Source organism: bacterium, from assembly GCA_035691305.1.
Taxonomy (GTDB): domain Bacteria; phylum Sysuimicrobiota; class Sysuimicrobiia; order Sysuimicrobiales; family Segetimicrobiaceae; genus DASSJF01.
The window spans coordinates 22923-48893 of sequence record DASSJF010000054.1 but is presented as its reverse complement, the minus strand read 5'-3'; the positions used below and the strand labels follow the sequence as shown (position 1 = coordinate 48893).

At 70.4% G+C, this 25971-nt stretch carries 23 protein-coding genes; 8 read left to right on the top strand and 15 right to left on the bottom strand.

The features are described from left to right. The 5 genes from VFL28_09770 to VFL28_09750 form a co-directional block, all read left to right on the top strand. Window positions 1-433 (top strand): branched-chain amino acid ABC transporter permease (locus tag VFL28_09770; GenBank protein ID HET7264948.1); only part of this gene is annotated, 433 nt, incomplete at its 5' end. Further along, on the top strand, window positions 430-1383 hold the full coding sequence (locus VFL28_09765) for a branched-chain amino acid ABC transporter permease (GenBank protein HET7264947.1): 954 nt from the start codon (window positions 430-432) through the stop codon (window positions 1381-1383). The genes VFL28_09770 and VFL28_09765, both read left to right, overlap by 4 nt. A gap of 68 nt (window positions 1384-1451) precedes the next feature. Next, the gene (locus tag VFL28_09760; protein HET7264946.1) at window positions 1452-2642 is read left to right on the top strand and encodes a pyridoxal phosphate-dependent aminotransferase; all 1191 of its coding nucleotides are present in this window, start codon (window positions 1452-1454) and stop codon (window positions 2640-2642) included. Between the two features lie 12 nt (window positions 2643-2654). Beyond that, window positions 2655-4211, top strand: coding sequence for an L-glutamate gamma-semialdehyde dehydrogenase (gene pruA / locus VFL28_09755; GenBank protein ID HET7264945.1), 1557 nt, complete (start codon window positions 2655-2657; stop codon window positions 4209-4211). Between the two features lie 20 nt (window positions 4212-4231). Continuing rightward, a complete protein-coding gene (locus tag VFL28_09750; protein ID HET7264944.1) occupies window positions 4232-5770 on the top strand; it encodes an ABC transporter substrate-binding protein in 1539 nt (512 codons plus the stop codon). Here the strand turns inward: VFL28_09750 and VFL28_09745 are convergent. The 6 genes from VFL28_09745 to VFL28_09720 form a co-directional block, all read right to left on the bottom strand. Continuing rightward, a complete protein-coding gene (locus VFL28_09745) occupies window positions 5745-6926 on the bottom strand; it encodes a rhomboid family intramembrane serine protease (GenBank protein ID HET7264943.1) in 1182 nt (393 codons plus the stop codon). The genes VFL28_09750 and VFL28_09745 overlap by 26 nt on opposite strands. A 46-nt stretch (window positions 6927-6972) precedes the next feature. After that, window positions 6973-7254 carry a DUF427 domain-containing protein gene (locus tag VFL28_09740; GenBank protein ID HET7264942.1) on the bottom strand — a complete coding sequence of 94 codons (282 nt, stop codon included), beginning with the start codon at window positions 7252-7254 and terminating at the stop codon, window positions 6973-6975. Window positions 7255-7356: 102 nt separating this feature from the next. Continuing rightward, window positions 7357-8634, bottom strand: a complete 1278-nt coding sequence (locus VFL28_09735) for an FAD-binding oxidoreductase (GenBank protein ID HET7264941.1) — start codon at window positions 8632-8634, stop codon at window positions 7357-7359. Between the two features lie 35 nt (window positions 8635-8669). Next, window positions 8670-9374 carry a haloacid dehalogenase type II gene (locus VFL28_09730; protein HET7264940.1) on the bottom strand — a complete coding sequence of 235 codons (705 nt, stop codon included), beginning with the start codon at window positions 9372-9374 and terminating at the stop codon, window positions 8670-8672. After that, window positions 9371-9793 carry a GNAT family N-acetyltransferase gene (locus tag VFL28_09725; protein ID HET7264939.1) on the bottom strand — a complete coding sequence of 141 codons (423 nt, stop codon included), beginning with the start codon at window positions 9791-9793 and terminating at the stop codon, window positions 9371-9373. Before VFL28_09725 ends, VFL28_09730 begins: the two co-directional genes overlap by 4 nt. A 21-nt stretch (window positions 9794-9814) precedes the next feature. Next, a complete protein-coding gene (locus VFL28_09720; protein HET7264938.1) occupies window positions 9815-10198 on the bottom strand; it encodes a RidA family protein in 384 nt (127 codons plus the stop codon). A gap of 114 nt (window positions 10199-10312) precedes the next feature. On the opposite strand from VFL28_09720, the gene VFL28_09715 reads away from it, so the two are divergent. After that, a complete protein-coding gene (locus VFL28_09715) occupies window positions 10313-12181 on the top strand; it encodes an amino acid permease (GenBank protein HET7264937.1) in 1869 nt (622 codons plus the stop codon). Window positions 12182-12191: 10 nt separating this feature from the next. Further along, window positions 12192-13004, top strand: coding sequence for an aldo/keto reductase (locus VFL28_09710; protein ID HET7264936.1), 813 nt, complete (start codon window positions 12192-12194; stop codon window positions 13002-13004). On the opposite strand, the gene VFL28_09705 is transcribed toward VFL28_09710, so the two are convergent. The 6 genes from VFL28_09705 to VFL28_09680 form a co-directional block, all read right to left on the bottom strand. Then, the gene (locus VFL28_09705) at window positions 12975-16148 is read right to left on the bottom strand and encodes an efflux RND transporter permease subunit (protein HET7264935.1); all 3174 of its coding nucleotides are present in this window, start codon (window positions 16146-16148) and stop codon (window positions 12975-12977) included. The two genes, VFL28_09710 and VFL28_09705, sit on opposite strands and share 30 nt — an antisense overlap. A gap of 14 nt (window positions 16149-16162) precedes the next feature. Further along, complete coding sequence (locus tag VFL28_09700; protein HET7264934.1) at window positions 16163-17494, bottom strand: efflux RND transporter periplasmic adaptor subunit; 1332 nt, start codon at window positions 17492-17494, stop codon at window positions 16163-16165. A gap of 134 nt (window positions 17495-17628) precedes the next feature. Further along, complete coding sequence (locus VFL28_09695; GenBank protein HET7264933.1) at window positions 17629-18027, bottom strand: nitrile hydratase accessory protein; 399 nt, start codon at window positions 18025-18027, stop codon at window positions 17629-17631. Continuing rightward, on the bottom strand, window positions 18014-18673 hold the full coding sequence (gene nthB, locus VFL28_09690; GenBank protein ID HET7264932.1) for a nitrile hydratase subunit beta: 660 nt from the start codon (window positions 18671-18673) through the stop codon (window positions 18014-18016). The genes VFL28_09695 and nthB overlap by 14 nt, the downstream gene beginning before the upstream one ends. Next, window positions 18670-19320 (bottom strand): nitrile hydratase subunit alpha, encoded by a 651-nt coding sequence (gene nthA / locus VFL28_09685; GenBank protein ID HET7264931.1) that lies wholly within the window; start codon window positions 19318-19320, stop codon window positions 18670-18672. The genes nthB and nthA overlap by 4 nt, the downstream gene beginning before the upstream one ends. Before the next feature lie 27 nt (window positions 19321-19347). Then, entirely contained in the window at window positions 19348-20685 is a 1338-nt protein-coding gene (locus VFL28_09680; GenBank protein HET7264930.1) for an MFS transporter, read from the bottom strand. Between the two features lie 75 nt (window positions 20686-20760). Between VFL28_09680 and guaB the strand changes: the two genes are divergently transcribed. Continuing rightward, the gene (gene guaB, locus VFL28_09675; protein HET7264929.1) at window positions 20761-22200 is read left to right on the top strand and encodes an IMP dehydrogenase; all 1440 of its coding nucleotides are present in this window, start codon (window positions 20761-20763) and stop codon (window positions 22198-22200) included. Window positions 22201-22277: 77 nt separating this feature from the next. Here the strand turns inward: guaB and VFL28_09670 are convergent, their stop codons facing one another. Genes VFL28_09670 through VFL28_09660 form a run of 3 tightly spaced genes read right to left on the bottom strand, consistent with a single transcriptional unit; the run spans window position 22278 to window position 25928 of the window. After that, window positions 22278-24053, bottom strand: coding sequence for a M28 family peptidase (locus VFL28_09670; protein HET7264928.1), 1776 nt, complete (start codon window positions 24051-24053; stop codon window positions 22278-22280). A gap of 34 nt (window positions 24054-24087) precedes the next feature. Next, the gene (locus VFL28_09665; GenBank protein HET7264927.1) at window positions 24088-25062 is read right to left on the bottom strand and encodes a branched-chain amino acid ABC transporter permease; all 975 of its coding nucleotides are present in this window, start codon (window positions 25060-25062) and stop codon (window positions 24088-24090) included. Beyond that, complete coding sequence (locus tag VFL28_09660; protein ID HET7264926.1) at window positions 25062-25928, bottom strand: branched-chain amino acid ABC transporter permease; 867 nt, start codon at window positions 25926-25928, stop codon at window positions 25062-25064. The genes VFL28_09665 and VFL28_09660 overlap by 1 nt, the downstream gene beginning before the upstream one ends. Between the last annotated feature and the right edge of the window lie 43 nt (window positions 25929-25971).

Below are 25971 nucleotides of genomic sequence, written 5' to 3'. Positions count from 1 at the left end.
GGCGGTGATCCTGCTCGGCCTGTTCGCGTTCGTCGTGCGGCGGACGTGGTTCGGCCTCGCCCTGCGCGGCGTCGCGCAGAACCGGCTCGGCGCAATTGCCGCGGGCATCGATCTCGGCCGGATCGACATGCTGGCGTTCGGAATCGGAGTGGGGCTGGCCGGAGCCGCGGGCGCCTTGCTCGCGCCGGTGTTTCTCGTCTTCCCGGAGAGCGGCGCGCTCAGCACCGTCAAGGGCTTTGAGATCATCGTGATCGGCGGGCTCGGCTCGCTGCCCGGCAGCGTCGTCGGCGGTCTGCTGCTCGGTCTGGTCGAGAGCCTCGGCTCCGTCCTGTTGTCGCCGTCGTTCCGGGACGTCTACGGGTTCGGGGCGCTCCTGCTGATTCTCGCGCTGCGGCCGACCGGGCTGTGGGGCGAACGGCTGCGCGAAGCGTGAACGCGACGCGCGGCGCCCTCGGCGCCGCGGGGCTCGTCGCGGCGGCGCTCTTGCCGCTCGTCCTCGGCTCGTACCACGTCCACGTGCTGACGGCGGCGCTCTACTACGTCGTGCTCGCCTCGTCGTGGAACCTGCTTGCCGGCTACACCGGCCTCTTTTCGCTCGCCCACCATGTCTTTGCCGGGATCGGCGCCTACGCCTCCGCGCTGCTCGTCCTGCGTACCGGTCTCCCCATTCCGCTCGGGGTGGCCGCCGGCGCCGCGCTGGCCGGCGCGGTCGGCTTTGCCCTCGGCAGCGTGACGCTGCGCCTGCGGACGCTGTATCTCGCGCTGGCGACGTGGGCCTTCGCAGAATCGACCAGGGTCGCGGTCTCGATGGAATACGGGATCACCCGCGGCGACCTCGGGCTGGCCGTGCCGAAGCTGTTTCCGGGCGCCGGGCCGGCGCCGTACTACGAGGTGTTTCTCGTCTCCGCGGTGGCGGCCGTCTGCGGCGTCGCCTGGCTGCTGCGCACCCCCACCGGCTACCGGCTCCGCGCGATCAGGGACGACGAGGGCGCGGCACGGGCCGCGGGGGTCAACACCGTGCGCTGGAAGCGCTTCGCATTCGCCGTCGCCAGCAGCGCCTCGGGCGCGGCCGGCGCACTCTACGGCCATTACATCGGACTGCTCAGCCCCGTCGCGATGAAGTTCGACGAGATGGCGCTGATCATCATCATGGTGATTCTCGGCGGCCAGCGGACGATCGCGGGGCCGGTCGTCGGGGCGGTGACGGTCGAGGTGGTCTCCGAAGCGCTGCGCGCGTACGGGCAGATCCGCATGGTGATCTTCGCGCTCGTCGTGCTGGCGGTGATGCGGATCTATCCGCCGGGCCTCGTCGGGCTGGTGCGGGCCGGGGCGGGGCGGCTGCCGTTCCGGCGCCGGGCCGCCGACCTTCGGGCGGCCGCCTGACGAGGTGAGGGAGCGGTCGCACCCGCGGAGAATAGCGATAGATCAGCAGGCTGCAGGGAGGGCACTCGATGCACCTTTCCGAGGCAGTGCGCGCCATCACCCCGTCCATGACCATCGCGATGGACGACCGGGCCCGCCGGCTCCGCCGCCAGGGCGTGGACGTTCTCAGCTTCGCCGCGGGCGAGCCGGACTTCGACACGCCGGACTCGGTCAAGCACGCCGCGATCGCGGCGATCCGTGAGGGCTTCACGAAGTACACCGGACCCGCGGGCATTCCCGAACTGCGCAGCGCGGTGGCGGCGCACCTCAAGGAGACCTACGGCGCGACCTACGCGGCCGACGAGGTCGTGATCACGGCCGGCGGCAAGCCCGCGCTCTACTTCGCGCTGCAGGCGATCTGCGAGCCGGGCGACGAGGTGCTGATCCCGATCCCGGCGTGGGTCTCCTACGCGGAGCAGGTGCGGCTGGTGGGGGCCCGGCCGGTGTTCGTGCCGACCGACGCCGCCTCGGGCTGGCAGCCGCTTCCCGACCGCGTCGCGGCGCTCGTCTCGCCCCGCACCCGCGCGATCATCCTGACGTCCCCGCACAATCCGACCGGCGCGATTTACGATCGGGAGACGCTCGAGGGCGTGGTGCGCCTCTCGGAGCGGCACGGCTTCTACCTGTTGAGCGACGAGATCTACGAGAGCATGGTCTACGACGGCGCCCATCACATCTGTGTGCCGGGCGCCTGGCCCGCCGCGCGCGACCGCATCATACTGCTGAACTCGATGTCCAAGACCTACGCGATGACGGGCTGGCGCATCGGGTTCGCGGCCGCGCCCCGGGAGATCGCCGACGGCATCATCGCGCTCCAGGGCCACCTCGCCGGCAACCCCAGCTCGATCTCGCAGAAGGCGGCGCTCCACGCGCTCGTGGCCCACGTCAACCTGGAAGAGATGGTCGCGGAATACGACCGGCGGCGCCGCTATGTCGTCGGACGGCTCAACGAGATCGCGGGCGTCCGCTGCGGCATGCCGCGCGGCGCCTTCTACGCCTTCCCCGACGTCCAGGAGTTGCTCGGCCGGGCGGGCGCTCCGGCGACGTCGCTCGCGCTCTCCGAACGGCTGCTCGACGAGGCGCACGTCGCGGTGGTGCCCGGCGAGGCGTTCGAGGCGCCGGGGTTCCTCCGTCTCTCGTACGCGACCTCGATGGACCGGATCAAGGCGGGTCTGGACCGCATCGCGAAAGCGCTGTCGCCGTACGCCGCGCGCGTCTAGGGGGGTGCCGCGATGCCGATGACCGTCTCGCCGTTTCGAACCGAGCCGCTGACCGATTTCGCCCAGCCGGCCGGGCGCCAGGCGATGGAGCAGGCCATTCGGGGCGTCGGCGCCGAGCTCGGCCGCGAGTTTCCGCTCCTTATCGACGGCCGGGAGGTCCGGTCCGGGGCGACGTTTCGCTCGATCAACCCGTCGCAGGCGGACCAGACCGTCGCCGTCGTGCAGCAGGGGACGGGCGACCACGTCGAGCAGGCGGTTCAGGCGGCGCTGCGCGCGTATGAGTCCTGGCAGCGGGTGCCGGCGGAGGAGCGGTGCGCGCTGCTGCTGCGCGCGGCCGCGATTTTGCGTCACCGGCGGCTCCGCGCCGCGGCGTGGATGTCTTTCGAGGTCGGCAAGAACTGGACCGAGGCCGACGCCGACGTGGCCGAGGCGCTCGACTTCCTCGAGTACTACGCCCGCGAGAGCCTGAGGTACGCGCACGGCCCGGCGCTGCCTCCCCTCGCCGGCGAAATGAGCGAGTACCAGTATATCCCGCTCGGCGTCGTCGCCGTAATTTCGCCGTGGAACTTCCCGCTCGCGATTCCGACCGGCATGACGATCGGTGCGATCGCGTCCGGCAATACGGTCGTGATGAAGCCGGCGAGCGACTCCGTCGCCACCGCATACCAGGTCGTCGACGCGCTGCGCGAAGCCGGGCTGCCGCCGGGCGTCCTCAACGTCATTCCCGGCTCCGGGGGCGTCGTCGGCGAGGCGCTCGCCTCGCACCCGAAGGTCCGGATGATCGCGTTCACCGGCTCGAAGGAAGTCGGGACGCATCTCTTCGAGCGGGCGGCGAAGACGCCGCCCGGCCAGATCTGGCTCAAGCGCATCATCGCCGAGATGGGCGGCAAGAACGCGATCATCGTGGACGACGAGGCGGACCTCGACGCGGCGACCGCCGGCGTCATCGCCTCCGCCTACGGCTATCAGGGCCAGAAGTGCTCGGCCGGCTCGCGGGTCGTCGCGACGCCGCGCGCCTACGGCCGTCTCACGGAGATGATCGTCGAACGCGCGCGGGCGCTGGAGATCGGCCCGGGGCCGGAGAACTTTCCCGCGGGGCCGGTCATCAACGCGGCGGCGGAGCGCAAGATCCTCGAATACGTCGAAGTCGGGCGGCGCGAAGGCCGGCTGGCGACCGGCGGCGGGCGTGCGCGAGACGGCGGCTTCTACGTCGCGCCGACCGTGTTCGTGGACGTCGCGCCGGACGCGCGCATCGCCCAGGAAGAGATCTTCGGCCCCGTCGTCGCCGCGATCCCCGCGCGGGACTTCGACGACGCGTTGCGGATCGCCAACGGGACCGCCTTCGGGCTCACGGGTTCCGTCTACACCCTCAATCCCGAGAAGCTCGCGAAGGCCCGGCGCGAATTCATGTGCGGCAACCTCTACCTGAACCGCAAGTCGACCGGCGCCATGGTCGGCACGCATCCGTTCGGCGGCTTCAACATGTCCGGCACCGACAGCAAGGCCGGCGGCCCCGACTATCTGCTCAACTTCCTGCAGCCTAAGGTCGTCGCGTACCGCTACATCTGAGGGCACGGGAGGGGATCAGAGTGCGGAGAATCTGTGCGCTCCTGGCGGCCGCCGTGCTGCTCGGCGGCCTGCTCACGATCGCGTCTGCGCAGGGCGGCCGGCGCGGCGGCACGCTGCGGGCCGGGCTCGACGCCGATCCGCCGACGATGGACCCGCATCTCTCCGGGTCGGCCGTCGACCGCCAGGTCTACCAGAACCTCTACGACAAGCTGGTCGATACCGACGCCGGCCTCGCGATCGTCCCCATGCTCGCGACCTCCTGGACGATCTCGCCGGACGGCAGGGCCGTCACGTTCAAGCTGCGGCAGGGCGTGAAGTTCCACGACGGTACGCCGTTCAACGCGGAAGCGGTGAAGTACAACTTCGAGCGGATGCTCGACCCGAAGTTCCCCTCGGTGCGCCGCAGCGAGATCCGGCCGGTCACCGGCGTGACCGCGACCGACCCGTACACGGTCGTGATCTCCCTCGAGCGGCCCTACAGCCCGCTGCTCTACGTGCTGACGGACCGCGCCGGCATGATGGTGTCGCCGGCCGCCGCCCGGGCCGCCGGGACGAACTTCGCCCAGCATCCCGTCGGGACCGGCCCGTTTGAGTGGGTGGAGCGGGTGCCGCAAGACCACATCACGCTGCGCCGGAACGCCAACTACTGGGTGAAGGGCGAGCCCTACGTCGACGAGGTCGTCTTCCGGCCGATCACGGACGACAACGCCCGCGTCGCCAACGTCAAGTCCGGCGACGTCGACATCATCAATCTGGTGCCGCTGCCCCAGGTCAAGACGCTGACGCAGGAGGCGGCGGCGCCCGGCGCGCGGTTCAAACTCATCGAGCACGGCGCGATGGCGTGGACGGCGCTCTCGCTCAACGTCACGAAGCCGCCGTTCGACAACAAGCTGCTGCGGCAGGCGTTCGCGGCGACGATCGACCGCAACGCGATCGCCAACGTCGTGCTGCAGGGCGCCGCGTATCCCGCCTACTCGCTGTTCCCGAACGGCACCGCGGCGTACGACCCGGGCTTCAAGCTGCCGCCGCGCAGCATCGCCACGGCGAAGGAGAAGCTTCAGGCGGCCGGCCGTCCGGGCGGCTTCGAGTTCGCGCTCATCATCCTGCCGGGCCAGCAGCGCGTCGCGCTTGCCCAAGCGGTCCAGGCGATGGCGGCCGACGCCGGGATCCGCGTCACGATCAAGACCGAAGAGCAGGGCACCTTCGTGAGCGACGTGACGAACCGGCAGGCGCAGTCGGGCGTCATCGAATGGAGCGGGCGGCCGGACCCGGATTTCGACATCTACCCGTTCGTGACGCAGTCGGGTTTCGGCTCGTTCAACTACGTGGGTTACACCGGCGACAAGATGCAGACGATCCTCGACGCCGCGCGGTACCTCAACGACATGAACCAGCGCCGGCGCGCGTACCGCCAGGCCATGGAGATTCTCGCGGACGACGTCCCCTACGTGCCGCTGTTCTTTCCGAAGGAGTACAAGCTGGAATCCACGCGCGTGCACGGCTTCATTCAAGTGCCGGACGGGATGATGCGGCTCAGGACGGTCTGGCTCTCGCCGTAGCCGGGCGAACGCCGGCGGCCGGCTCGGGCCCCGCGGCGGCAGATCCAACAAACCGCCACTCGAGGTAGAAGAGTGCGCCCACGGCGGCGCCGCCCAGGTGGCCGAGGGATGAGACATTGGAGAAGCCGGCCACCTGCTGTATCGCGCCTATGCCCTGCAGCGCGATCCAGAACGCGAAGAAGCCCCACGTCGGTACGGTGACCCACCGGTAGAGGCCGTAGAGGACCCATCCCACGAGGAACTTCAGCCGGACGCCCGGGAACTGGCAGGCGTAGAACGTCATCACCCCGGCGATCCCGCCGGACGCGCCGATGAGCGGTACGGTGCGGTGGGGATCGAACGTTGCGTGGACCGCACCGCCCGCCGCGGCGGCCAGGAAGATGAGCGGCAGGTAGCGGCCGACGCCGATCGTTTCCTCGACGTTGTCTCCGAACAGCAAGAGGAAGTACATGTTGCTGACCAAGTGCAAGACGCCGGCATGGAGGAAGAAGGACGTGACGAAGGTCAGGCCCCAGTACCGCTGCGCCTGCGCCGGGATGAGCCCGAACATGGCCACCCAATGCGGCAGGTTGAGGAACGACAGGCCGCTGACGCAACAGGTGAACGCCACGAGCCCCCACGTGGCCCACGGGGGCCGGTCCAGCTGCTCCCGGCCGTCCCGCACGGGCATGCCGAAAAACGCGGCGACGTACTTCCACCATGCATCGGGTGGGTCGGCTCCCGCGCCCCGCTCGGCGATGCGTCGAGACTCCTCCGTGGCCAGGATCACGCGAGCTTCTTCGGGCAAGTCCCGCGTCGCGGGGGTGTCCGCCCCGACCTGAGCCGCGGCGGCCGCCCCGGCGCCCGCCGGCAAACTCTCGTAGACCTTGGGGTCACACCAGACGAATTCGCAGAGAAGGCAGATCTCCAGTTTGGGGAGCGCGTCGAGGGTGACGACATGCATCGGCCGCCCGCACATTGGGCACGGCCGCCCGCCCGAGGCGGTTGATTCAGCCGTGAGCCACGCGCGCGTGACGAGGGCGGGATCGCGCAGCTGCTTCAGCAGGCCGACGCCGACCGCGCGGCCGCCGCAGGCCGGACAGTCCCAGAAGACGCCGTGGCCATCCTGCCGGCGCGCCAGCACGTGCCCGCAGGCCGGACAGGTGTACGTCTCCACGGCGCCTGTGATGCCCCGAAGCGGTACTGCCTAGCGCGGGGGGAACTTAGCCGACCTCGACGTCCTCCCAGAACCCGACCCAGTGGTCGACCTTCTTCATCGAGTCGCGCGGGGCTTCGTAAGACCAGGCAGCGCGCGGGCTCGATGCCGCGCCGTTGACCACGTCGTAGAACTGCACGCCGTGCGGGCACTCCAGATCGTGCGGCGTCTTCGGTGAGATCCGCAGCAGGTCCATGCGGACGGCGTCCCGCGGGAAGTACGTGTAGCCGCCGACGTCCAGCGTCTGTTCGCTCTGCGCGATGACGTCTCCGCGCCATGTCGCCTTCATGGTCGGACCTCCAGACGTTGTGAATCCACCCTTCACGTTAGCCCAACGGCGGTCCCACGCTAATCCTTCCCACGGTGGGCCGTGTGACCGGTTCCGGCCGCTTCAACCCCAGCGATCCTTTACACTGTAATAGGCGCCCACGAACGGCAGGAACCAGGCCGTGCCCGAGTAGGTCGGAAAGGGCCGCGCCTGCAGCTTCCGCCATGGATTCGCTTCGGGGTGTCCGTCCATGATCTCGGCCATGCGCGCGCCCATGAGCGACGCCATCTGCACACCGTGGCCCGAATAGCCCATCGAGTAGTACAGGCCGCCCATCTCGCCGGCGTGCGGCATGCGGTCGGCGGGGAAACCGACGTGGCCGCCCCAGACGTATTCGATCCGCGCATCGGCGAGCTGCGGAAAGATCGCCAGCATGTCGCGCCGGAGGATGCGGCCGCTCCTCCGGTCGGAGCCCGGATTGGAGAGCGCGAAGCGCGCCCGGCCGCCGAAGAGCAGCCGATTGTCCGGCGTCAGCCGGTAGTAATGGCCGATATTTTTGGTGTCGACCACCATTCGTGCGCGCGGGATGATCTCCGCCGCGCGCGCCTCGCCGAGCGGCTCCGTTGCGACGATGAAGCTGCCGACGACGACCATGCGCCGCCGGAGGGCGGGAAAGACGCCGCTCGTGTAGGCGTCCGTGGCCACCAGAACCTGTCGCGCGGACACGGGGCCGCGCGCGGTGGCGATCCGGAAGCGCCCGCCGGGTTCGCGTCCGACGCCGGTGACCTTTGTGTTTTCATGGAGCCGGGCCCCCGCTCGCTCCGCGACATCGGTCAGCCCGCGAACGTACTTGCCGGGGTGCAGTCCGGCGCTGAGCGGGTCCAGCAGCGCGCCGTGGTAGGCGTTCGAGCCGATCTCCGACCGCAACTCCGACGGGCCGATGAGGAACATCTCGTGGCCGAACTGCTCGGCCAGGAGCCTCTGGGTCGCCCGCTGGCGGTCGTGGTGCGAGGGCTTGCACGCGACACCGAGCCGGCCCGCGCGCCGGAAGTGGCAGTCGATCCCTTCCGCCCGCACCAGCGACTCGACGAAGTCGACGGCCTCGCGATACACATCGTGGTAGGCGCGGGCGGCTGCGAGGCCGTAGCGCTTCACCGCGGTGGCCGGTCCGACCGACAGCCCCGTTGTGCACATGCCGCCGTTCCGGCCGGCGGCGCCGGAGCCAAACCGCCCCTGCTCGAGCACGACCGTCGCGGCGCCCTTTCGCGCGAGCGCGATCGCGGCATTGAGGCCGGTGAGGCCGCCGCCGACAACGGCGACGTCGGCGCGGTCGGGAAGCGGCCGCCCCGCGCGGTCGGGGAACTCCGGCGCCGTGTCGATCCAGTACGGGATCTCGTTCAAGCCGGCGGACCGGCCGCCGCGGAACTCGCCGGCGCTCATGGAACTGAAGCCGGGGGGAGCCCGAGCAGGGTGGGCAGGCGGGACATGTCGGGGAGTTCTTCGTAGGGCATGAAAGCGCTGCTGCCCCGGCGGCCGCCGCGGTTGATCCAGATCCGCCGCATCCCGAACTCGTGCGTCGGCATGATGTCGTACTCGAACCCTTGGGCGACGTGCACCACCTGCGCGGGCGTCCGGCCGACCCTGCGCAGCGCGTACTCGAACGCCTCGCGCCGCGGCTTGTAGGCGCGCGCCTGCTGCGCCGTGATCACGAAGTCGAAGTCCACGCCGATTCGCTCGACGTTGCCCCGGATCAGGTCGTCGTCGGTGTTCGAAATGATCGCGAGCCGGTACTTCTCTCTGAGCCGCGTCAGCGCGCCCGGGACCTCCGGGAACGGTCCGAACGCGGGAACCGCCGCGACCAGCGCATCGCCGTCCGCGCCGCGGTACGGCATGCCGTGCAGGCGCATCGCCTGCTCCAGCGTGACGCGGAGGAGGGCTTCGTACGGACGGTACGGCTCCAGGACGGCCTGGAAGCGCATCACGCGGAAGTCGTCCAGGAACTCCGCCTCGTGCACGCCGTCGATGCGTAGGCGGTCTCCGAGGATGGCGCGGGTGACGCGGTTCAGGTCGAAGTCGACGAGCGTGCCGTAACAATCGAACGTGATGGTATCCGGCGCGGGCGCCGTTCCGCCGCCGTTCACAGTTCGAGCTCCATGAGGAGCGAGCGCCGGACAAAGCCACGGCGTGCATACAGCGCGAGCGCCCCGGCGTTGTCGAAGTCGGTCCACAGATGCAGTTCGACGACGTCGCGCGCCCGGCAGTACCCGACGGTTTCGTCCAGCAGCGCCTCGCCCAAGCCGCGGCGCCTGAACTCTTCGCCGACGACAAGATTGTTGATCAGGCCGATGTCGCGGCCGTGCCCGATGTCCGGAAAGACGTACAGGTCGATAAACCCGGCGGGGCGGCCGTCGACCTCCGCGATCCAGGCCGCGTAGCCCTGATGGGCGAGCGTCCGGCTCCAGATGGCGTGCCTGAGGTTCGACGGCGCGGGCATCAGCTGCTCCAGCAGCCGGTGCGCCGCCTCAAAATCCTGATCGACCGCACGGCGGATCTGCGCCATCGAACCGCCTCCCGCGATGGCTTAAGGGCAGGCCGCGACCGCTTCGATCTCGAGCAGGTAATCCGGCGTGGCGAGGCTCGCCACGACGAGAAAGGTGTTCGGCGGGAAGTAGTCCTTGAAATACCGCGCGCGTACCTCCGCGATCTTCTGCCGGTAGACGACGTTGGTCGTGAAGGTGGTGAGCTTGACCACCTGATCGAGCGAGGTGCCGGCGGAGGCCAGCACGGTCTTCAGGTTCTCGAAGATCTGCACCGCCTGGGCCTCGATGTCGCCGCGCCCCACGAGGTTGCCCTCGACGTCCTGGGCGATCTGGCCGGCGACGTAGACCAACCCGCCGGCTTTGGCGGCGTGCGAATACCCGGTGGTCTTGTGCATTCCGCGAACCGCAACATCCTCACGTGGCATTGTTCGTCCCTCCTCCTGTTCGGCGCAGGACCTCCGGCCCACTCGGGCCCCCTGCAATCGTCGGGGCTTCTCGCGAGGAGGCTTCGCCCCGCGCCTGCTGAATTGCCTGCGCTGATGTCTCTCGCGGATATTCTCCTCGGACGGCCGCTCGCGACCTACGAGGAACGGGCCGAACGGGTCGGGCCCGCAAACGGCATCGGCATCTTCGGCCTCGACGCCCTCAGTTCGGCCGCGTACGGCCCGGAGGCGGCGCTCACGCTGCTGATCCCGCTCGGCGCGGCGGGCCTCGTCTACATGATGCCGATCAGCATGAGCATCATCGTGCTGCTCGGGATCGTGTACTTTTCGTACCGGCAGACGATCGCCGCCTATCCGACGGGCGGCGGCTCCTACACCGTGGCGCGCGTCAATCTCGGCGCCCGCGCCGGCCTGCTGGCGGCGGCGGCGCTGCTGATCGACTACGTGCTCACGGCGGCCGTCGGCATCTCGGCCGGCGTGGGCGCGCTCGTCTCCGCGGTGCCGTCGCTGCAGCGGCACACCCTGGCCCTGTGCCTCGTGATCCTGATCGGCATCACGATCGTCAACCTGCGGGGGCTGCGGCAGGCGGGGACCGTGTTCATGCTGCCGACCTACGTGTTCATCGCGAGCCTGCTCGGCGCGATCGCGTGGGGGCTGGCGAAGGCCCTTGCCGCGGGCGGCCACCCCGTTCCCGTCGAGACCCCGCCGCCGCTCCATCCGCCGCTCGAGGCGGTGAGCGCGTGGCTGCTGCTCCAGGCGTTCGCCAACGGCTGCACCGCGATGACCGGGGTGGAGGCGGTGAGCAACGGCGTCCGCGCCTTCCGGGAGCCGGTGGTGCAGTCGGCGCAGCGCACGCTGACCGCGATCATCGCGATCCTGATGGTCATGCTCGCCGGCATCGCTTACCTCGTCCGCGCCTATCACATCGGCGCCGCCGCGCCCGGCGAGCCCGGCTACCAGAGTGTTCTGTCAATCTTGATCGCGGCGGTCGGCGGCCGGGGCGCCTTTTACTACGTCGCGATGGCGTCGATCCTCGCCGTCTTGGTGCTGTCGGCGAACACGGCGTTCGCGGACTTCCCGCGCGTCGCCCGCGCCGTGGCGCTGAACCGGTACCTGCCGCAGGCGGCGGTGCTGCGCGGCCGGCGTCTCGTGTACTCCTACGGGATCTATACACTCGCGCTGCTCTGCGGCCTGCTCCTCATCCTCTTCGGCGGCGTGACCGACCGGCTGATCCCGCTCTACGCCGTCGGGGCGTTTCTCGCGTTCACGCTCTCGCAGGCCGGCATGGTGATGCACTGGCGGAAGCAGGGCGGGCCCCGGGCGCGCGCCGGCATGTTCGTGAACGGCCTCGGGGCCGCGGCGACCGGGGTCACCGTGACCGTCGTGATGGTCGCGAAGTTCGCGGAGGGCGCCTGGGTGACGCTGCTCCTGATCCCCGGGCTCGTCGCGCTGATGCTGGCGATCCACCGCCACTACGCGCGGGTCGGCGCGGAGACGGCGACGACGTCGCCGCTCAAGATCGAGGGCCCACGTCCGCCGATCGTGATCGTTCCGATCGCGGGGTGGGACCGGGCGGCCGAGAAGGCGCTCCGGTTTGCGGCCGGCATGTCGCCGGACGTGCACGCGGTGCACGTCGACACCGGCGAAGGGCGCGAGACGCTGCAGCGGCGGTGGCCGCACCTCGTGGAAGAACCGGCACAGCGGGCCGGCGTGCGCCCGCCGAACCTGGTGGTCCTGCCGTCCCCGTACCGGTACGTGACCCTGCCCATCGTCGAGTACGTCGCCCGGGTGGAGGCGGTCCAGTCCGACCGGCAGATCGTCGTCATGATCCCGGAGCTGGTCGAGCCGCACTGGTACCACTATCCGCTGCACAACCAGCGCGCGGAACTGCTGCGGGCGCTCTTGCTGCTGCGGCGGAGCGACCGAGTCAGCGTGATGAGCGTGCCGTGGTACCTCAAGGTGTGAGCGGCGGCGGATGGACGAGCGGGTGCTCGGCGGGACGGGTCTTCGCGTGCCGGTCGTCGGCATGGGGACGTGGCGCACCTTCGACGTGCGCGGCGCCGGCCCCGAGCGGAACGCGCGGCGGGTCGTGGACGCGGCGGCCGGCGCGGGGACGCGCGTTTTCGACTCTTCGCCGATGTACGGCGAGGCCGAACGCGTCCTCGGCGCCGCGCTCGCGCCCCACCGCGCGGACGTTTTTGTGCTTACGAAGGTCTGGACGGACTCCCTCGCGGAGGGCCGGCACCAGATCGAGCGCGCGCTCGGGTACTTCGGCGGCCGCGTCGATCTGTATCAGATCCACAACTTGGTGGCGTGGCGGGAGCACCTGCCCGTGCTCGCGCGCCTGCGGGACGAGGGCAGGGTGGCCGCGATCGGCGCGACGCACTACAGTTCCAGGGCGTTCGGCGAGCTGCGGCGCGTGATGGACACGGGACGCATCGCGGCGATCCAGATTCCGTACAATCCGCTCGAGCGGGACGTGGAGCGGGAGATCCTGCCGCGCGCCGCCGACCTGGGCCTCGGCGTCGTCGTGATGCGGCCGTTTGGGGAGGGCGCGCTGATGCGTCGCCGGCCGAAGCCGACGGAACTGGCGCCGCTGCGGGAGTTCGGCGTGACCACGTGGGCGCAGGCGCTGCTGAAATGGGTCCTGAGCGACCGCCGCTGCCACGTCGCCATCCCGGCGACGTCCGACGAGGCGCACGCGGTCGAGAACGCCGCGGCCGGCTCTCCGCCGTGGCTCGGCGAGCGGGAGCGGGACCTAGTGGCCCGGCTGGCCGAGGGCGGATGAAGCGGAGCCCGCCGCGGGTGTCCTCGGCCTCCGCCGGCCCGCCATGAGCACGTAGAGCACCGGGATGAAGAAGACGCCGACCGCGGTCGCCATCGTCATACCGCCGACCACGCCGGTGCCGAGCGAGTGGCGCGAGTTGGCGCCCGCGCCGCTCGCGAACACGAGCGGCAGCGCGCCGCAGACGAACGCGAGCGAGGTCATGACGATCGGCCGGAATCGCAGCCGCGCCCCGGCGACGGCGGCATCGATGATCGGCAGGCCGTCCTTCTCGTGCCGCGCCTTCGCGAATTCGACGATCAGGATCGCGTTTTTCGCGGCGAGGCCGATCAGCATGACCAGGCCGATCTGCACGTACACGTCGCTCTGCACGTCGCGCAGAAAGAGCCCGCGCAGCAGCACGGCGAGGAGCGAGCCGAACGCGGCGATCGGCACGCCGAGGATCACGCTGAGCGGAATGCTCCAGCTCTCGTACAGCGCCGCGAGGAGCAGAAAGACCAGCACGAGCGCGAGCATGAAGATCAGCGCCTGCGCCCCCGCGGCCTGCTTTTCCTGGAACGCGAGGCCGGTCCACTCGTATCCGTATCCGGCCGGAAGAGTCGCGCCGATGCCTTCCATCGCGGTGATGGCTCGGGCGGAGCTCGCCCCGAACGGCGCCTGACCGTCGACCTCCGCCGCGTAATAGCCGTTGTAGCGCGACACGAGGTTGGGACCGGTGCCCTGCGTCACGGTGACGAGCGTGCTGAGGGGGACCATCGCGCCGGTGTTGTTGCGGACGTAGATCGCGCCGATGCCGTCCGGCGTCATCCGGTACGCGGGCTCGGCCTGGATCATCACCTTGTAGACGCGCCCGAACAGGTTGACGTTGTTGATCTGCAGTCCCCCGAGGAACGCGCTCACACTCTGAAAGACGCTGTCGACCGGCACGCCGAGCGCGCCGGCCTTGTCCCGGTTGACGTCGACGCTGTACTGCGGGACCGATGTGCTGAAGCCGGTCGAGAGCGAGGTAACCTCCGGCCGGCGTCCGGCCGCGCCGAGCACGCCCTGCGTGACCTGGGCGAGACGGTTCAGGCCGCCGTTGCCGTTGTGGTCTTCGACCACGAACTGAAAGCCGTTCGTGTTGCCGACGCCCGGCAGCGGCGGCAGCGGGAAGGCGAAGCCGATCGCCTCAGGAAACTGCGAGAACGCGATGTTCGCGCGGACCAGAATCGGAAAGAGCTGCGTGTCCCGGGTGCGCCGCTCGTCCCACGGCTTCAGCAGCACGAACATCGCGAACGTGTTCGAGTTGATCGACTGCGTTAGTACGTCGTAGCCGCCGACCGTCGCGGCCCCGGCGACGCCGGGAATCGCGAGCACCGCGCGGATCGCCTTGCGTGCCACCTCCTCCGCGCGCGCCTGCGACGCGCCGTCCGGCAGACGGAACGCCGACACAAAGAAGCCCTGGTCTTCGATCGGCACGAAGGTCGACGGTAAGATCCGCAGCAACTGGAACGCGAGGAACCCGATGAGCGCCAGGGCGCCGACCATCAGCCACCGCCGGCGGATCGCCCGCCGCACGCCGCCGATGTAGGCCTCGGTGACGCGGCGGAAGCCCGCGTCGAACCCCCCGAGCAGGCGTCCGAACAGCGTGTGGGGCGCGCCCCGGCCGCGCAGCAGCAGCGCGCACAGCGCCGGCGTCAGGGTGAGCGCCACGAACGCCGAGATGGTCACGGCCGCGGCGAGGGTCAGCGCGAACTGCCGGTAGAGCTGTCCGGTGATGCCGCCGATGAACGCGGTCGGCAGGAACACCGCGTCGAGCACGAGCGCGATCGCGATGACCGGCCCCGACACCTCGCGCATCGCCTGCTCGGCCGCGGCCACCGGCGCGCGGCCCTCTTCGATGTGGCGTCCGACCGCCTCGACGACCACGATCGCGTCGTCGACGACGAGGCCGATCGCCAGGATCAGCGCGAACATCGTCAGGATGTTGATCGTGAAACCGAGCGCGTTGAACGCGGCGAAGGCGCCGATCAGCGACACCGGAACCGTGAGCATCGGGATCAGCGACGCGCGGACGGTGCCGAGGAAGACGAACACGACCAGCAGCACGAGGAGGAACGCCAGCACCAGCGTGCGCTGCACGTCGCCGAGCGCCGCGTTGATGAAGCTCGTCGTGTCGAAGATCACGTCGTAGGTGAGGCCCGGCGGCAGGTTCTCCGCGAGGCCGGCCATCACCGCCCGCGCCCCCTGGGAGGCCTGGAGGGCGTTCGAGCCGGGGCTCTGCAGCAGGAGCACCAGCGCCGCGGGGTGCGTCTTCCAGTAGCCGTAGGTCACGTAGTCCTGGGTGCCGAGCTCCGTGCGGGCGACGTCGCGGAGCCGGACGACGCTTCCGTCCGGCAGCGTCTTCACCACGACCTGCCCGAATTCGGCGGCGTCCGTGAGCTGGCCGTTGGTGTTGACCGTGTACTGGAACTGCGTGTCGGGATTCGGAATCGGCGGCTGTCCGAGCACGCCGCCCGGCGCGACCGTGTTCTGCGCCGTGAGCGCGTTCGTGATGTCGCCGGTCGTGAGCCCGAGCGCCGCGAGCGCGTCCGGCTTGAGCCACGCCCGGATCGCGTAGCTGCGCGCGGGAAACACGAGGCTGTCGCCCACGCCGGGGACCCGTACCAGCGGGTCGACGAGGTGAATGAGGGCGTAGTTCGCGAGGAAGGACGGATCGTAGCTGTCCTGCGGCGAGTAGAGGGCGAAGCCCATCAGGAAGTTCGGCGACGCCTTGCGCACGGTGAGGCCGAAGTTGTTGACGGCGGCCGGGAGGTTGCCCGCCGCCTGGCTCACGCGGTTTTGCACCGCCACGGCGTCCGCATCCGGGTCGGTGCCGAGCCGGAACGTCACGGTGAGCGAGTACTGTCCCGAGGCGGTGCTGCGGGACTGCATGTACAGGGCGTTGCTGACGCCGTTCACGGCTTCTTCGATCGGCACCGCCACGTTCTGCGCCACGACCGCCGCACTCGCGCCGACGTAGGTCGTCTGAACGGTGACGGTCGGCGGGCTGATGTTGGGGTACTGCTCGCGGGGCAGGCCGGCGTACGAGAGCGCGCCCACCAGCACGATCAACAGCGACAGCGACATCGCGAAGATCGGGCGGTGGATGAAGAACTGGCTGATCATGGGCGGCGCGCGGTTCAGGACCCGGCGGGGAGCGGCGGCGCGGGCCGGACGGTGGGAGAGACCCTGGCGCCCGGCCGGATCTTTTGGACGCCTTCGACGATCACGCGCTCGCCCGCCTGGACGCCGCTGAGCACGACGAAGAACGGGCCGTAGGGGCCGCCGTCCGTGATCGTCCGCAGCGCGACCGAATTGTCGGATCCCACGACGTAGACGGTGCGCGTTCCCTGCACGACCTGCACCGCGCTCTGCGGCACCAGCACGGTGCGGGGGCGGTCCTGGGTACGCACGCGCACGCGCGCGTACATTCCGGCGCGGAGCAGGCGTTCGGGGTTTGGGAACGTCGCCTGGACCAGAATGGTGCCCGACTGCGGGTTGGCGGAGTTGTTGACGGCGCGGAAGACGCCGGGGTGGCCGTAGACGGTGCCGTCCGGCAGGACCAGCTGGAACGCGAGGGCGGCAGGCACGGCCTGCCCGAGTTGTCCCGTCGCGGTCCCGGCCTCCCGCGCCAGCTTCAGGAACGTGACCTCGCTGATCGACATCTGCGCGATAATCGGGTCCACAGCCGTGAGCGTCGCGAGCTGCTGGTTCACCGCGACGAGGTTGCCCTGGTCGACGGTGAGGAGGCTGATGATCCCGCCGACGGGCGCCTGGACGGTCGTGTACGCGAGGTTGAGCTGCGCCTGGGTGACCGCGGCGTCGGCCTGCTGTACGGCCGCCCGCGCCTGCTCGATGCCGGTCTGGGTCGAGAGCGCGGTGTTCTTGACCACCGCCTGCTGCGCTTCCACGTTCGCGGCGGCGGCCTTCATCGCCGTCTCGTCGTCGTCGAGCTGCTGTTGGGCGATCGCGTGCTGGGCGACGAGATATTGGTCGCGCTTCACCTGGACCTGCGTGTTGGCGAGCGTCGCCTGGAGCGCCGCGAGCTGCGCCTGGGCCTGTTTCAGCTGGACCTGCTCGCGCGCCTGATTGAGGTTCGCGCGCGCGGTGGCGAGCTGCGCCCTCGCGGACTGCAGTGCCGCCATGTACGGCCGCTGGTCGACCACGAAGACGGTCTGCCCGCGCCTGACCTCGGTGCCTTCTCTGAACAGCACCTGCTCGAGCGTGCCCGCGATCTGCGCGCGCAGCGCCACCGTCTGGACGGCCACGGTTTGCGCGACGACCTCTTCGTAGACGGGGACGGTGGCCTGGATCGCGCCGGTGACGACGACCGCGGGCGGCGGCGACGCCGCGCTCGCCGGGCTCTGCCGCTGCGCGCGCGCGCCGCACCCGGCGAGAACGCCGACCAGCACCAGCAGCCCGGCCCGGCTGATCCACCGGCCCACAGTGCCGGGCACGATCCGAAGGCGCATCTGCGCTGCCTCCCGCCGCGTAATAGCAACAGTCTACCAAGGCATCGGTGCGGGCGTTGAAAATATTTTCGGATCGCGGTCGAGACGCCCGCCCTCGACGACAAACGGGGCTGCTTGAGAGCGACGCGCGCTATCTAGCGGCGGTCGGCCGGGCGCAGTTCGACGGGTTTGCCGTGCGGCGTACGGCGGTAGGCCTCCGCCCAGGCTTCTTTGCGCGTGCGCATCGCCCGCGGATCCGTCAGACCCTTCGACGCGGCGAGCCGCTCGAGCGCCGTGAGCCAGTGGCTGTAATAACGCGAACCGTCGTCCGGTTCGCCGCGGTCGGCGGCAGCCTTCAGCTCGGCCGCCAGCGCCACGGACCACTCCGGCCACGTGAAATACCCCTGCTCGGAGAGCCTGACGGCGAGCGCGAACGCCTGCGCCTGCCATGGCTCCGCGAACACCGGGCCGCCCGCGTCCCGCGGAAGCGACGGCAGCGCGGCCGTGCGATCGGCCGGGGCGGCGATCTTGGGGCCCGGCTCAGGCGGGTTCAAGATAATCGTCCCACATGTCGAGGTAGACGGCGTCGTGCGCGGCCGCCTGGCCGCCCCACAACTCGCGCGCCGCGAAGCGGACGGAGTACAAATGCTGCGGCTTTTCGCCGAGAAAGTGCGCGTTGGTGTCCGGGAAGACGTAGACGCCGCGATCGCGTTCGACGGTGCCGGACCTGCCGCGAACGTAACGCGGCAGGCGCGTGTGTCCCGTCGGGTGGATGTTGCGCGCGCGGACCGGCTGCCCGGCCCGAAACCGCGCGGGTGCCCCTGTATCACGCCGGACATGGGGACGCCTCAGCGACGCCTCCGCGGCGCGCTGCCGCGTGAGCGCGGGTGTGACCTTCGAGGGCCCGGCGGCGGCCCGTCCGGATTCGATTTCCCCCTGCGTGGCCAGGCCGGCCTGGACGATCAGATCGACGAGCCCGGTAAACCATTTTTCGTAATAGGTCATGGCGAGGTACCGCGCCGGCGCAATCCGCTCGATCGCGTGGCGAAAGGCGTCGAGGTTCCAGGTTCGCCATGCCGACATGGCCGTGTACATGGCGCGCACCCGGCCCTCCCACGCGGCGTGAAACACCGGTTCGTGCGCTTCCCGGTCGATCCGCCCCATGCCGTGCGTCCCGCCCATATCGTGCACGCCGTTCACCGTGCCGCCTCCGTGGAGGGCGGCATGACCTTGGCCGTGCCGACCATGGCGTCGCGCGTCACGAGGGCCGCCAGCTCGTCCTCGCCGAGGCGGTCACTGCCGGCCGGCCGTTCCGGCAGAACGATGTAGCGGATCTCGGCGGTGCTGTCCCACACCCGGATCTCCACGTCGTCGGCCAGTTCCAGGCCAAACTCGCGCAGCACGCCCCGCGGGTCGATCACGGCGCGCGACCGGTAGGGGGCCGACTTGTACCATACCGGCGGGAGGCCGAGGAGCGGCCACGGGTAGCAGGAACACAGCGTGCACACGATCAGGTTGTGGACCGTGGGCGTGTTCTCGACGACGACCATGTCTTCGCCCTGCCCCGGACTGAAGCCCATCTCGGCAATAGCGGCGGGGGCGTCCGCGAGGAGCCGCTGCCGGTAGGCCGGGTCCACCCACGCGCGCGCCACCACCCGGGCGCCGTTGCGCGGACCGATCTTGCGCTCGTACGTATCGACGATCTCGTCGAGGGCCGCGGGATCGACCAGGCCTTTCTCGACCAGGAGCGACTCGAGGGCCTTCACCCGCAGCGCGAGGTCCGACGGCACAGCCTGGTGGGCGTGGCCGTGGTCGTGGTGCTCGTGATCGTGGTGATCGTGGTCCATGCGGCCTCCTGTGTGAACGCCGCCGGGCTACTCTTCGTCGGCCGGCGCCGGCCTGAAATTGTCTTCCGCGAGCGAGGGCCTGCGGTCCTCGCGGCCCTCCGAGGCGCCCGCGATCGGCTCCGCCGCGAGCCTCGAGGCCGCGCGCCAGCGCCAGATCGACAATACGGAGAGCATGCCGACGAACCCTCCGATGCCGAAGGCTCCCGAGGCGCCCAGGAACTGCGCAAGCGCGCCTGAGACCAGCGCGCCGGCCGGCGTCATCCCGCCCATGACGATCGCGTACATCGCCATCACGCGACCCCGCAGCTGGTCGGGCGCCGTGACCTGGAGGCTCGTGTTGGCCGTCGCCGTGAACGTGACCATCGCCCCGCCGGCGACGGCGAGGAGCACCGCCGCCGCGGCGAAGTGGCGCGCCTCCGCGGTCGCCATCATGGCGAGGGCGAGCACCGCCGCGCCGCTGAGCATGATCGACGGGCGCGGTCCGAGGTGGCTCACCGACGCGATCCACAGCGCGCCGACGAGCGCGCCGATCCCCTGGGCCGACATCAGAAAGCCGAAGCCGGCCGCCTCCTGATGGAGCACGTCCTTCGCCAGCACCGGCACGAGGATGTTGAAGTTCATCGCAAACACGCTCATCGTGGCGACAAGCGTCACGACCTGCAGGGCGGCGGGCGTTCGCCGAACGTAGGCGATGCCTTCCCGCAGGTGGTCGATCATGCCGCCGCTGGTGATGGGCTCGACCGGCCGGACGACCATCATCAGCAGGGCCACGATCACCGCGATGAAGCTGACTCCGTTGGCGATGAACGCCCAGCCCATCCCGAGGGTGCCGATGGCGATGCCGGCGATCGCGGGCCCGAACAGCCGGGCGCCGTTGAAGATCGTCGAGTTCATGGCCACGGCGTTCATCGTGTCCACGCCCTCGACCATCTCGAAGACGAACGACTGCCGCGTGGGGATGTCGAACGCCGAGGTGAAGCCGAGCGCGCACGCCAGCACCACGACATGCCAGTACTGGATCGTGCCGGTCAGCACCAACCCGCCGAGCACGAACGCCTGGATCATCTGGGCCGACTGCGTGACGACGAGCAGCGAGCGTTTGCTGACCCGGTCGGCGATGACGCCGCCGACGAGCGAGAAGAAGAGCACCGGCAGCCACTGCAGGGCGCCGACGACGCCGAGCAGGAGCGGCGAGTGGGTGAGGTTGAGGACCAGCCACGATTGGGCGATCCGCTGCATCCACGTGCCGATCAGCGAGATGAATTGTCCGACGAAGAACAGGCGGAAATTGCGGTGGCGGAGCGCGGCAAACACGTTGCGCCGTCCGCCGGGCGGCGGCGGATAGGCGTGGTACCGCGATGACATGAACGAACCGCCCCTCATTTCCTCCTATAATAGCACCGAGGGCCCGGATCGTTGCCCGGACCTGCGAGGAGGCGTATGACCGAGCCGTTCGAGATCGGCCTGACCTTCGACGACGTCCTGCTGGTGCCGCGTCGCTCCGCGGTGAGCACGCGCCGGCAGATCGGTACCCGCACGCCGCTCTGTCGCGGCCTCGATCTCGCCATCCCCATCGTGAGCGCCAGCATGGATACGGTGACGGAAGGCGCGATGGCGATCGCGATGGCGCGGGAAGGCGGCATCGGCATTATCCACCGATTCCTGCCGATCGAAGAGCACGTTGCCGAGGTGCGGCGGGTGAAACGCGCCGAGAGCGTCGTGATCGACGCGCCCTACACGCTGCCGCCGGACGGCACCGTGGGCCAAGCCGCGGCCTTCATGGACGAGCACGGCTCCGCCGGGATCCTTGTGATCGACCCGGAGCGGCGGCTGCTCGGTATCGTGACCGCGCGGGACGTTCTCTTCGAGGCGGGAGCCGCGGATCGGCCGATCACCACGGTGATGACACCGCGCGAGCGCCTGATCACCGCACCCGCCGGCACGCCGGTGGAAGAGGCGAAGCAGATCCTGCACCGCCACCGGATCGAGAAGCTGCCGCTCGTCGATCAAGGCGGCCGGCTCGTCGGCCTGATCACGAGCCGCGACATCCAGAGCCGCCAGCGCCACCCGCAGGCGACGAAGGACGCGCGGGGACGCCTCCAGGTCGGGGCGGCGATCGGCGTGCGCGGCGACTACCTCGAGCGCGCCGAGGCGCTCGTGGCCGCGGAAGTGGACGTGCTGGTGATCGACATCGCCCACGGGCACTCGGACCTCTCGTTCGCGACGATCGACGCGGTGCGCGGGCGCTGCGGCAAAGTGCCGCTGATCGCCGGCAACGTCGCCACCGCGGAGGGCACGCGCGACCTGATCGCGCGCGGCGTGGATGGCGTGAAGGTCGGCGTCGGGCCCGGCTCGACCTGCACGACGCGGATCGTCACGGGCTCGGGCGTGCCGCAGCTCACCGCGATCCTCGAGTGCGCGCGGGCCGCGGCCGGCTCCGGCGTGCCCGTGATCGGCGACGGGGGGATCCGCGGATCGGGCGACCTCGTGAAGGCCCTCGCCGGCGGCGCCGCGACCGTCATGCTCGGCAACCTGCTCGCCGGCACCGAGGAGAGCCCGGGCGCGAGCGTCAGCCGCAACGGCCGGCAGTTCAAGCTGTACCGGGGCATGGCGAGTCTGTGGGCGTCCGCGGAGCGGCGGGATATGCCGCAGGAGGACGACCTGCTCTCCGAGATCGTGCCGGAGGGCGTGGAGGCGCTCGTCCCGTACCGCGGCAGGGTGGCCGGCGTGCTGGCGCAGCTCGTCGGCGGCCTGCGGTCAGGGATGAGCTACTGCGGCGCCACGACGCTTGCGGAGCTGCGCGCCAACGCCAAGTTCATCCGCATGACCGACGCCGGCGTGCGCGAGAGCATGCCGCACGACGTCGACACCTTGTCCTGACGCCGCGGCCCCGGGACGTTCCCGGAGATCGGCTCCGCGCGTAACCCGCGGGGGCCCGCGTGGAATTCGCCGCCGCGCTAGCCTGTCCGGCCCGCGGCTTCTTCGAACGCCTCGGCCGCGGTTTCCAGCGCGTGCGTTACCTTGTTCCGGTCGCGGACGAGCCGGGTCTCGAGGGCGTGGCGTTCCATGCCGTCCTGCGGCAATTGTCCCAGCCGGGCCGCGGGCTGCAGCGACGGAATCGGCGCGACCGGGAGCGCCCGGTCGTGGTCGAACGGGCCGGTTGTCGTGTAGCCCACCGGGATCAACGCCCGCCCGGCGCGCATCAGGGCGGCGTTGATTGCGTCGGCCGCGTCGCGCTGCCTGCGGGCGCCGCGAGCGTGTCCGAGCGCGTCTGCGAGCGGCGCCGCCCTGGTGTGCAGCGCTTCCGCGGCGGCCGCGAACCGGTCGGCCGCCGCGAGGGCCGGTCCGAGATCGAAGGCGCCGCCGGCGGCGCGCTGGATATCCCGCAGCGTCTCCCTGAACTCCGCGGCCGTCGCGCGGTAGTCGAGCGGCAGGACCGGCGCCGTGCACCACCGCCACAGGATCCTCGCGTAGATCCGCGCGTCGCGCGCAAGGTTGTCCCGGTCGATCTTGTCCATCGTGTCTTCCGTCGTGTGCCACCACCAGCCGAGTCCGCCTGAGACGTGTCCGCCGCTCAGCGCCGCGATCGCGGCGCCCGCGGCGGAGTCGCCGGCGGGCTGCTCGGAGACGCCGACGAAGAGCGACGGCAGGCCGATCCCCCAGAACGACTGGTCGCCCATCCTCGTGACGCGGCGCCGCTCGAGCTCTTGGTCGGCGACCAGGCGCACGCAGTCGGCCGCGAGCGACCAGGTCTCCGCCATCGTCAGCCCTTCGTTCAGGACGGTCGCGCCCTTCGCGCCGGGGGAGTCGATGTTGAGGTGAAGGACCGCGCGGCGGTGGAGCTCGTTCCAGTGCGTGTCGGCGTACCAGGTCGAGCCGGAGTAGCGACCGTGCGAGTGACCGGACCAAAACGCGAACCGGATCCCGCGCCGGAGGCGCCGGCGGCGCTTGCTGAGGAGGCGCGCCATCTCGATCATCACCGCGTTGGCGCTGCCGTTGTCCATCGCGCCGTAGTGCCACGAGTCGATGTGCCCGCTGAACAGGACGAAGCGGTCCTCGCGGCCCGGCAGGTCCGCGGTCAGCAGCGGCGTCTTGCGCCACCGCGTGTCCACCTCCGCGCGGATGCGGACGCGGAGCCCGCCCTCGCGCGCGCGGGCGCGCAGGACCGCGCCGTCGGACTCCTTGACGGAGACGGCGACGAGCTTCGGCAGGGCGCCGAGGGTCTCGGGCGTGGGGGCGCCCCAGACGCTCGAGATGATCATCTCGTGCAGGTGCGCGGGGTTGATGAAGATGGCCGCGACGGTCCCGGCGTCCTCGGCGGCGCGCGCCTTCACCGGCATGGCGAGGCCGTCGATGAGCGCGATCTTCCCGCGGGCGGACGGGGTGGCTCCCGGGCCCGCGTCGACGATCTCGCCCTCGAGACCCTCGGGCGGCGTCGAGGCCGCGAAGGAGTGCGTGATGCACTCGACCCGCCCGGCCGCCGCCCCGTCCGGGCCGAGAATCTCGAGCGACGCGGGTCCCGGCCAGGAGACGAGCGCGTCGTGGGCGTGCCGCTGCACCTCGAGGCCGAAGCCCCTCAGCGTCTCCTGGACATAATCGAAGGCCTTGGCCTCGTCCTCGCTGCCGGAGAGCCGCACCCATTTCGCCACGCCGCGTGTGAACTGCATCAGTTTGGACGCGGAAACGGCGTTGCCGAGCGCCTGTTCCTGGTCGGTGGACATCCTGGTCGCCACGTTAGCGCCTCCCTTCGGTCCAACCCATCCTGTCTTATCCCGGGCCGCCCTGCGGCGACAACCCGGGTTCCGCGGCCGGCGCACGATCGGCGCGGGGGCCGCGGACGATCAGCGGTTCGAGCGTGCCGACGATGCCGCGGCGGAAGATCAGAATCACCGCGATGAAGATGACGCCCGTCACGACGCCCCACGCGTCGGTCCAGGTCGAGAGGAAGTCGCGCAGGTACAGCACGAGCGCCGCGCCCGCGAGCGGACCCAAGCGCGTCCCGATGCCGCCGAGCAGCACCATCGTGAGGACGAGGCCCGACGTGCTCCAGTGTACCGCGTCGAGCGCGACGAAGCCGTGGTTGATCACCCACAGCCCGCCGGCGAACCCCGAGATGGCGCACGAGAGCACCGCGGCGAGCAGCTTGTACCGCGTCACCGGGTAGCCCAGCATCTCCGTGCGCACCTCGTTCTCGCGGATCGCGAGCAACACACGGCCGAACGGCGAGCGCACGATGCGCCAGCACAGGAGCAGGCCGAGCACGGCGATGGGAAGCGCCGTGTAGTAATAGACGATCGGCGACGCAAGGGAGAGGCCCCCCGGCGCGACGCGGGGGATGCCCTGGACGCCGTTCTCGCCGCCGGTCAGGCTGCGCCATTCGTTGATGACGTAGAAGACCATCTCGGCGAACGCGAGCGTGATCATCGCAAAGTAGATCCCGCGCCGGCGGATCGCGAGGCCCATCAGCGGCACGGCCATCGCCCCGGCGATGATGCCCGCGGCGAAGGCGTTCAGCGGAAACGGCACGCCGGCCCGCTGTGCGAGCAGCCCCGCCGCGTAGGCGCCGCCGCCGAAATACGCGGCCTGGCCGAACGAGAGCAGACCGGTGTAGCCGAGCAGGATGTCGAAGGCCGCCGCGAAGAGGCCCCACGTCACGATGTCCGTCGCGAGCACCGGGTACATGATCCACGGCAGCGCCACGGCGACGGCGGCGAGCGCGGCCCAGCCGAGCGCGGCGCGCATCAGGCGGATTCCGCCGACCCGAACAGTCCGGCCGGCCGCAGCAGCAGGACGACGGCCATGACCACGAAGACCAGCAGGTTCGCCGCGGCGGGATAGTAGACCGACGCGAGGGCGGAGAGTGCGCCGACCCCGAAGGCCGTGACCACCGATCCCAGGATCGATCCCATGCCCCCGATGACAACGATGGCGAAGGTCGTGATGATGAGGTCGCCGCCCATCAGCGGCGACACGGCGTACATCGGCGCCGCGAGCACGCCGGCGAGCCCCGCCAGCGCGACCCCGAAGGCGAAGACGAGCGGGATCCATCGGTCCACGTCCACGCCGAGGGCCCGAGTCAGCATCGCGTTTTCCGTCGAGGCGCGGATGATCATGCCGGCGCGCGTGTGTTCAAGGAGCCACCAGACGCCGAGACACACCGCCACGGAGAAGACGAGCACGAAGAAGCGGTACGTCGGGAAGAGCATGAAGCCGACGGCAACGACGCCGTGCAGTTCGGGCGGGGAGGGGTACGGCACGCCCTGGATGCCGAACCGGAGGCGCATCGCGTCCTGGATGAAGAGCGTCAGGCCGAACGTGAGGAGCAGATTGTAGAGGACGTCGAGGTCGTACAGCCGGCGGAGGAGCGTGCGCTCGAGCGCATAGCCGACGATCGCGACCGCGATCGGGGAGATGAGCAGCGCCCACCAAAAGGAAACCCCGAAGATCGTGCCGAGCAGAAACGCGCCGAAGGCCCCCAACATGTACAAGGCCCCGTGCATGAAATTGACGACCCGCAGCATGCCGAAGATGACCGCGAGCCCCAGGCTCAACAAGGCGTAGAACGCCCCGTTGATCAGGCCGTTGAAGACCACCAGGATCGTTTCCATCGCGGGGCCGGGCGGGCGCCGGCGAGCCGGCGCCCGCCCGCGA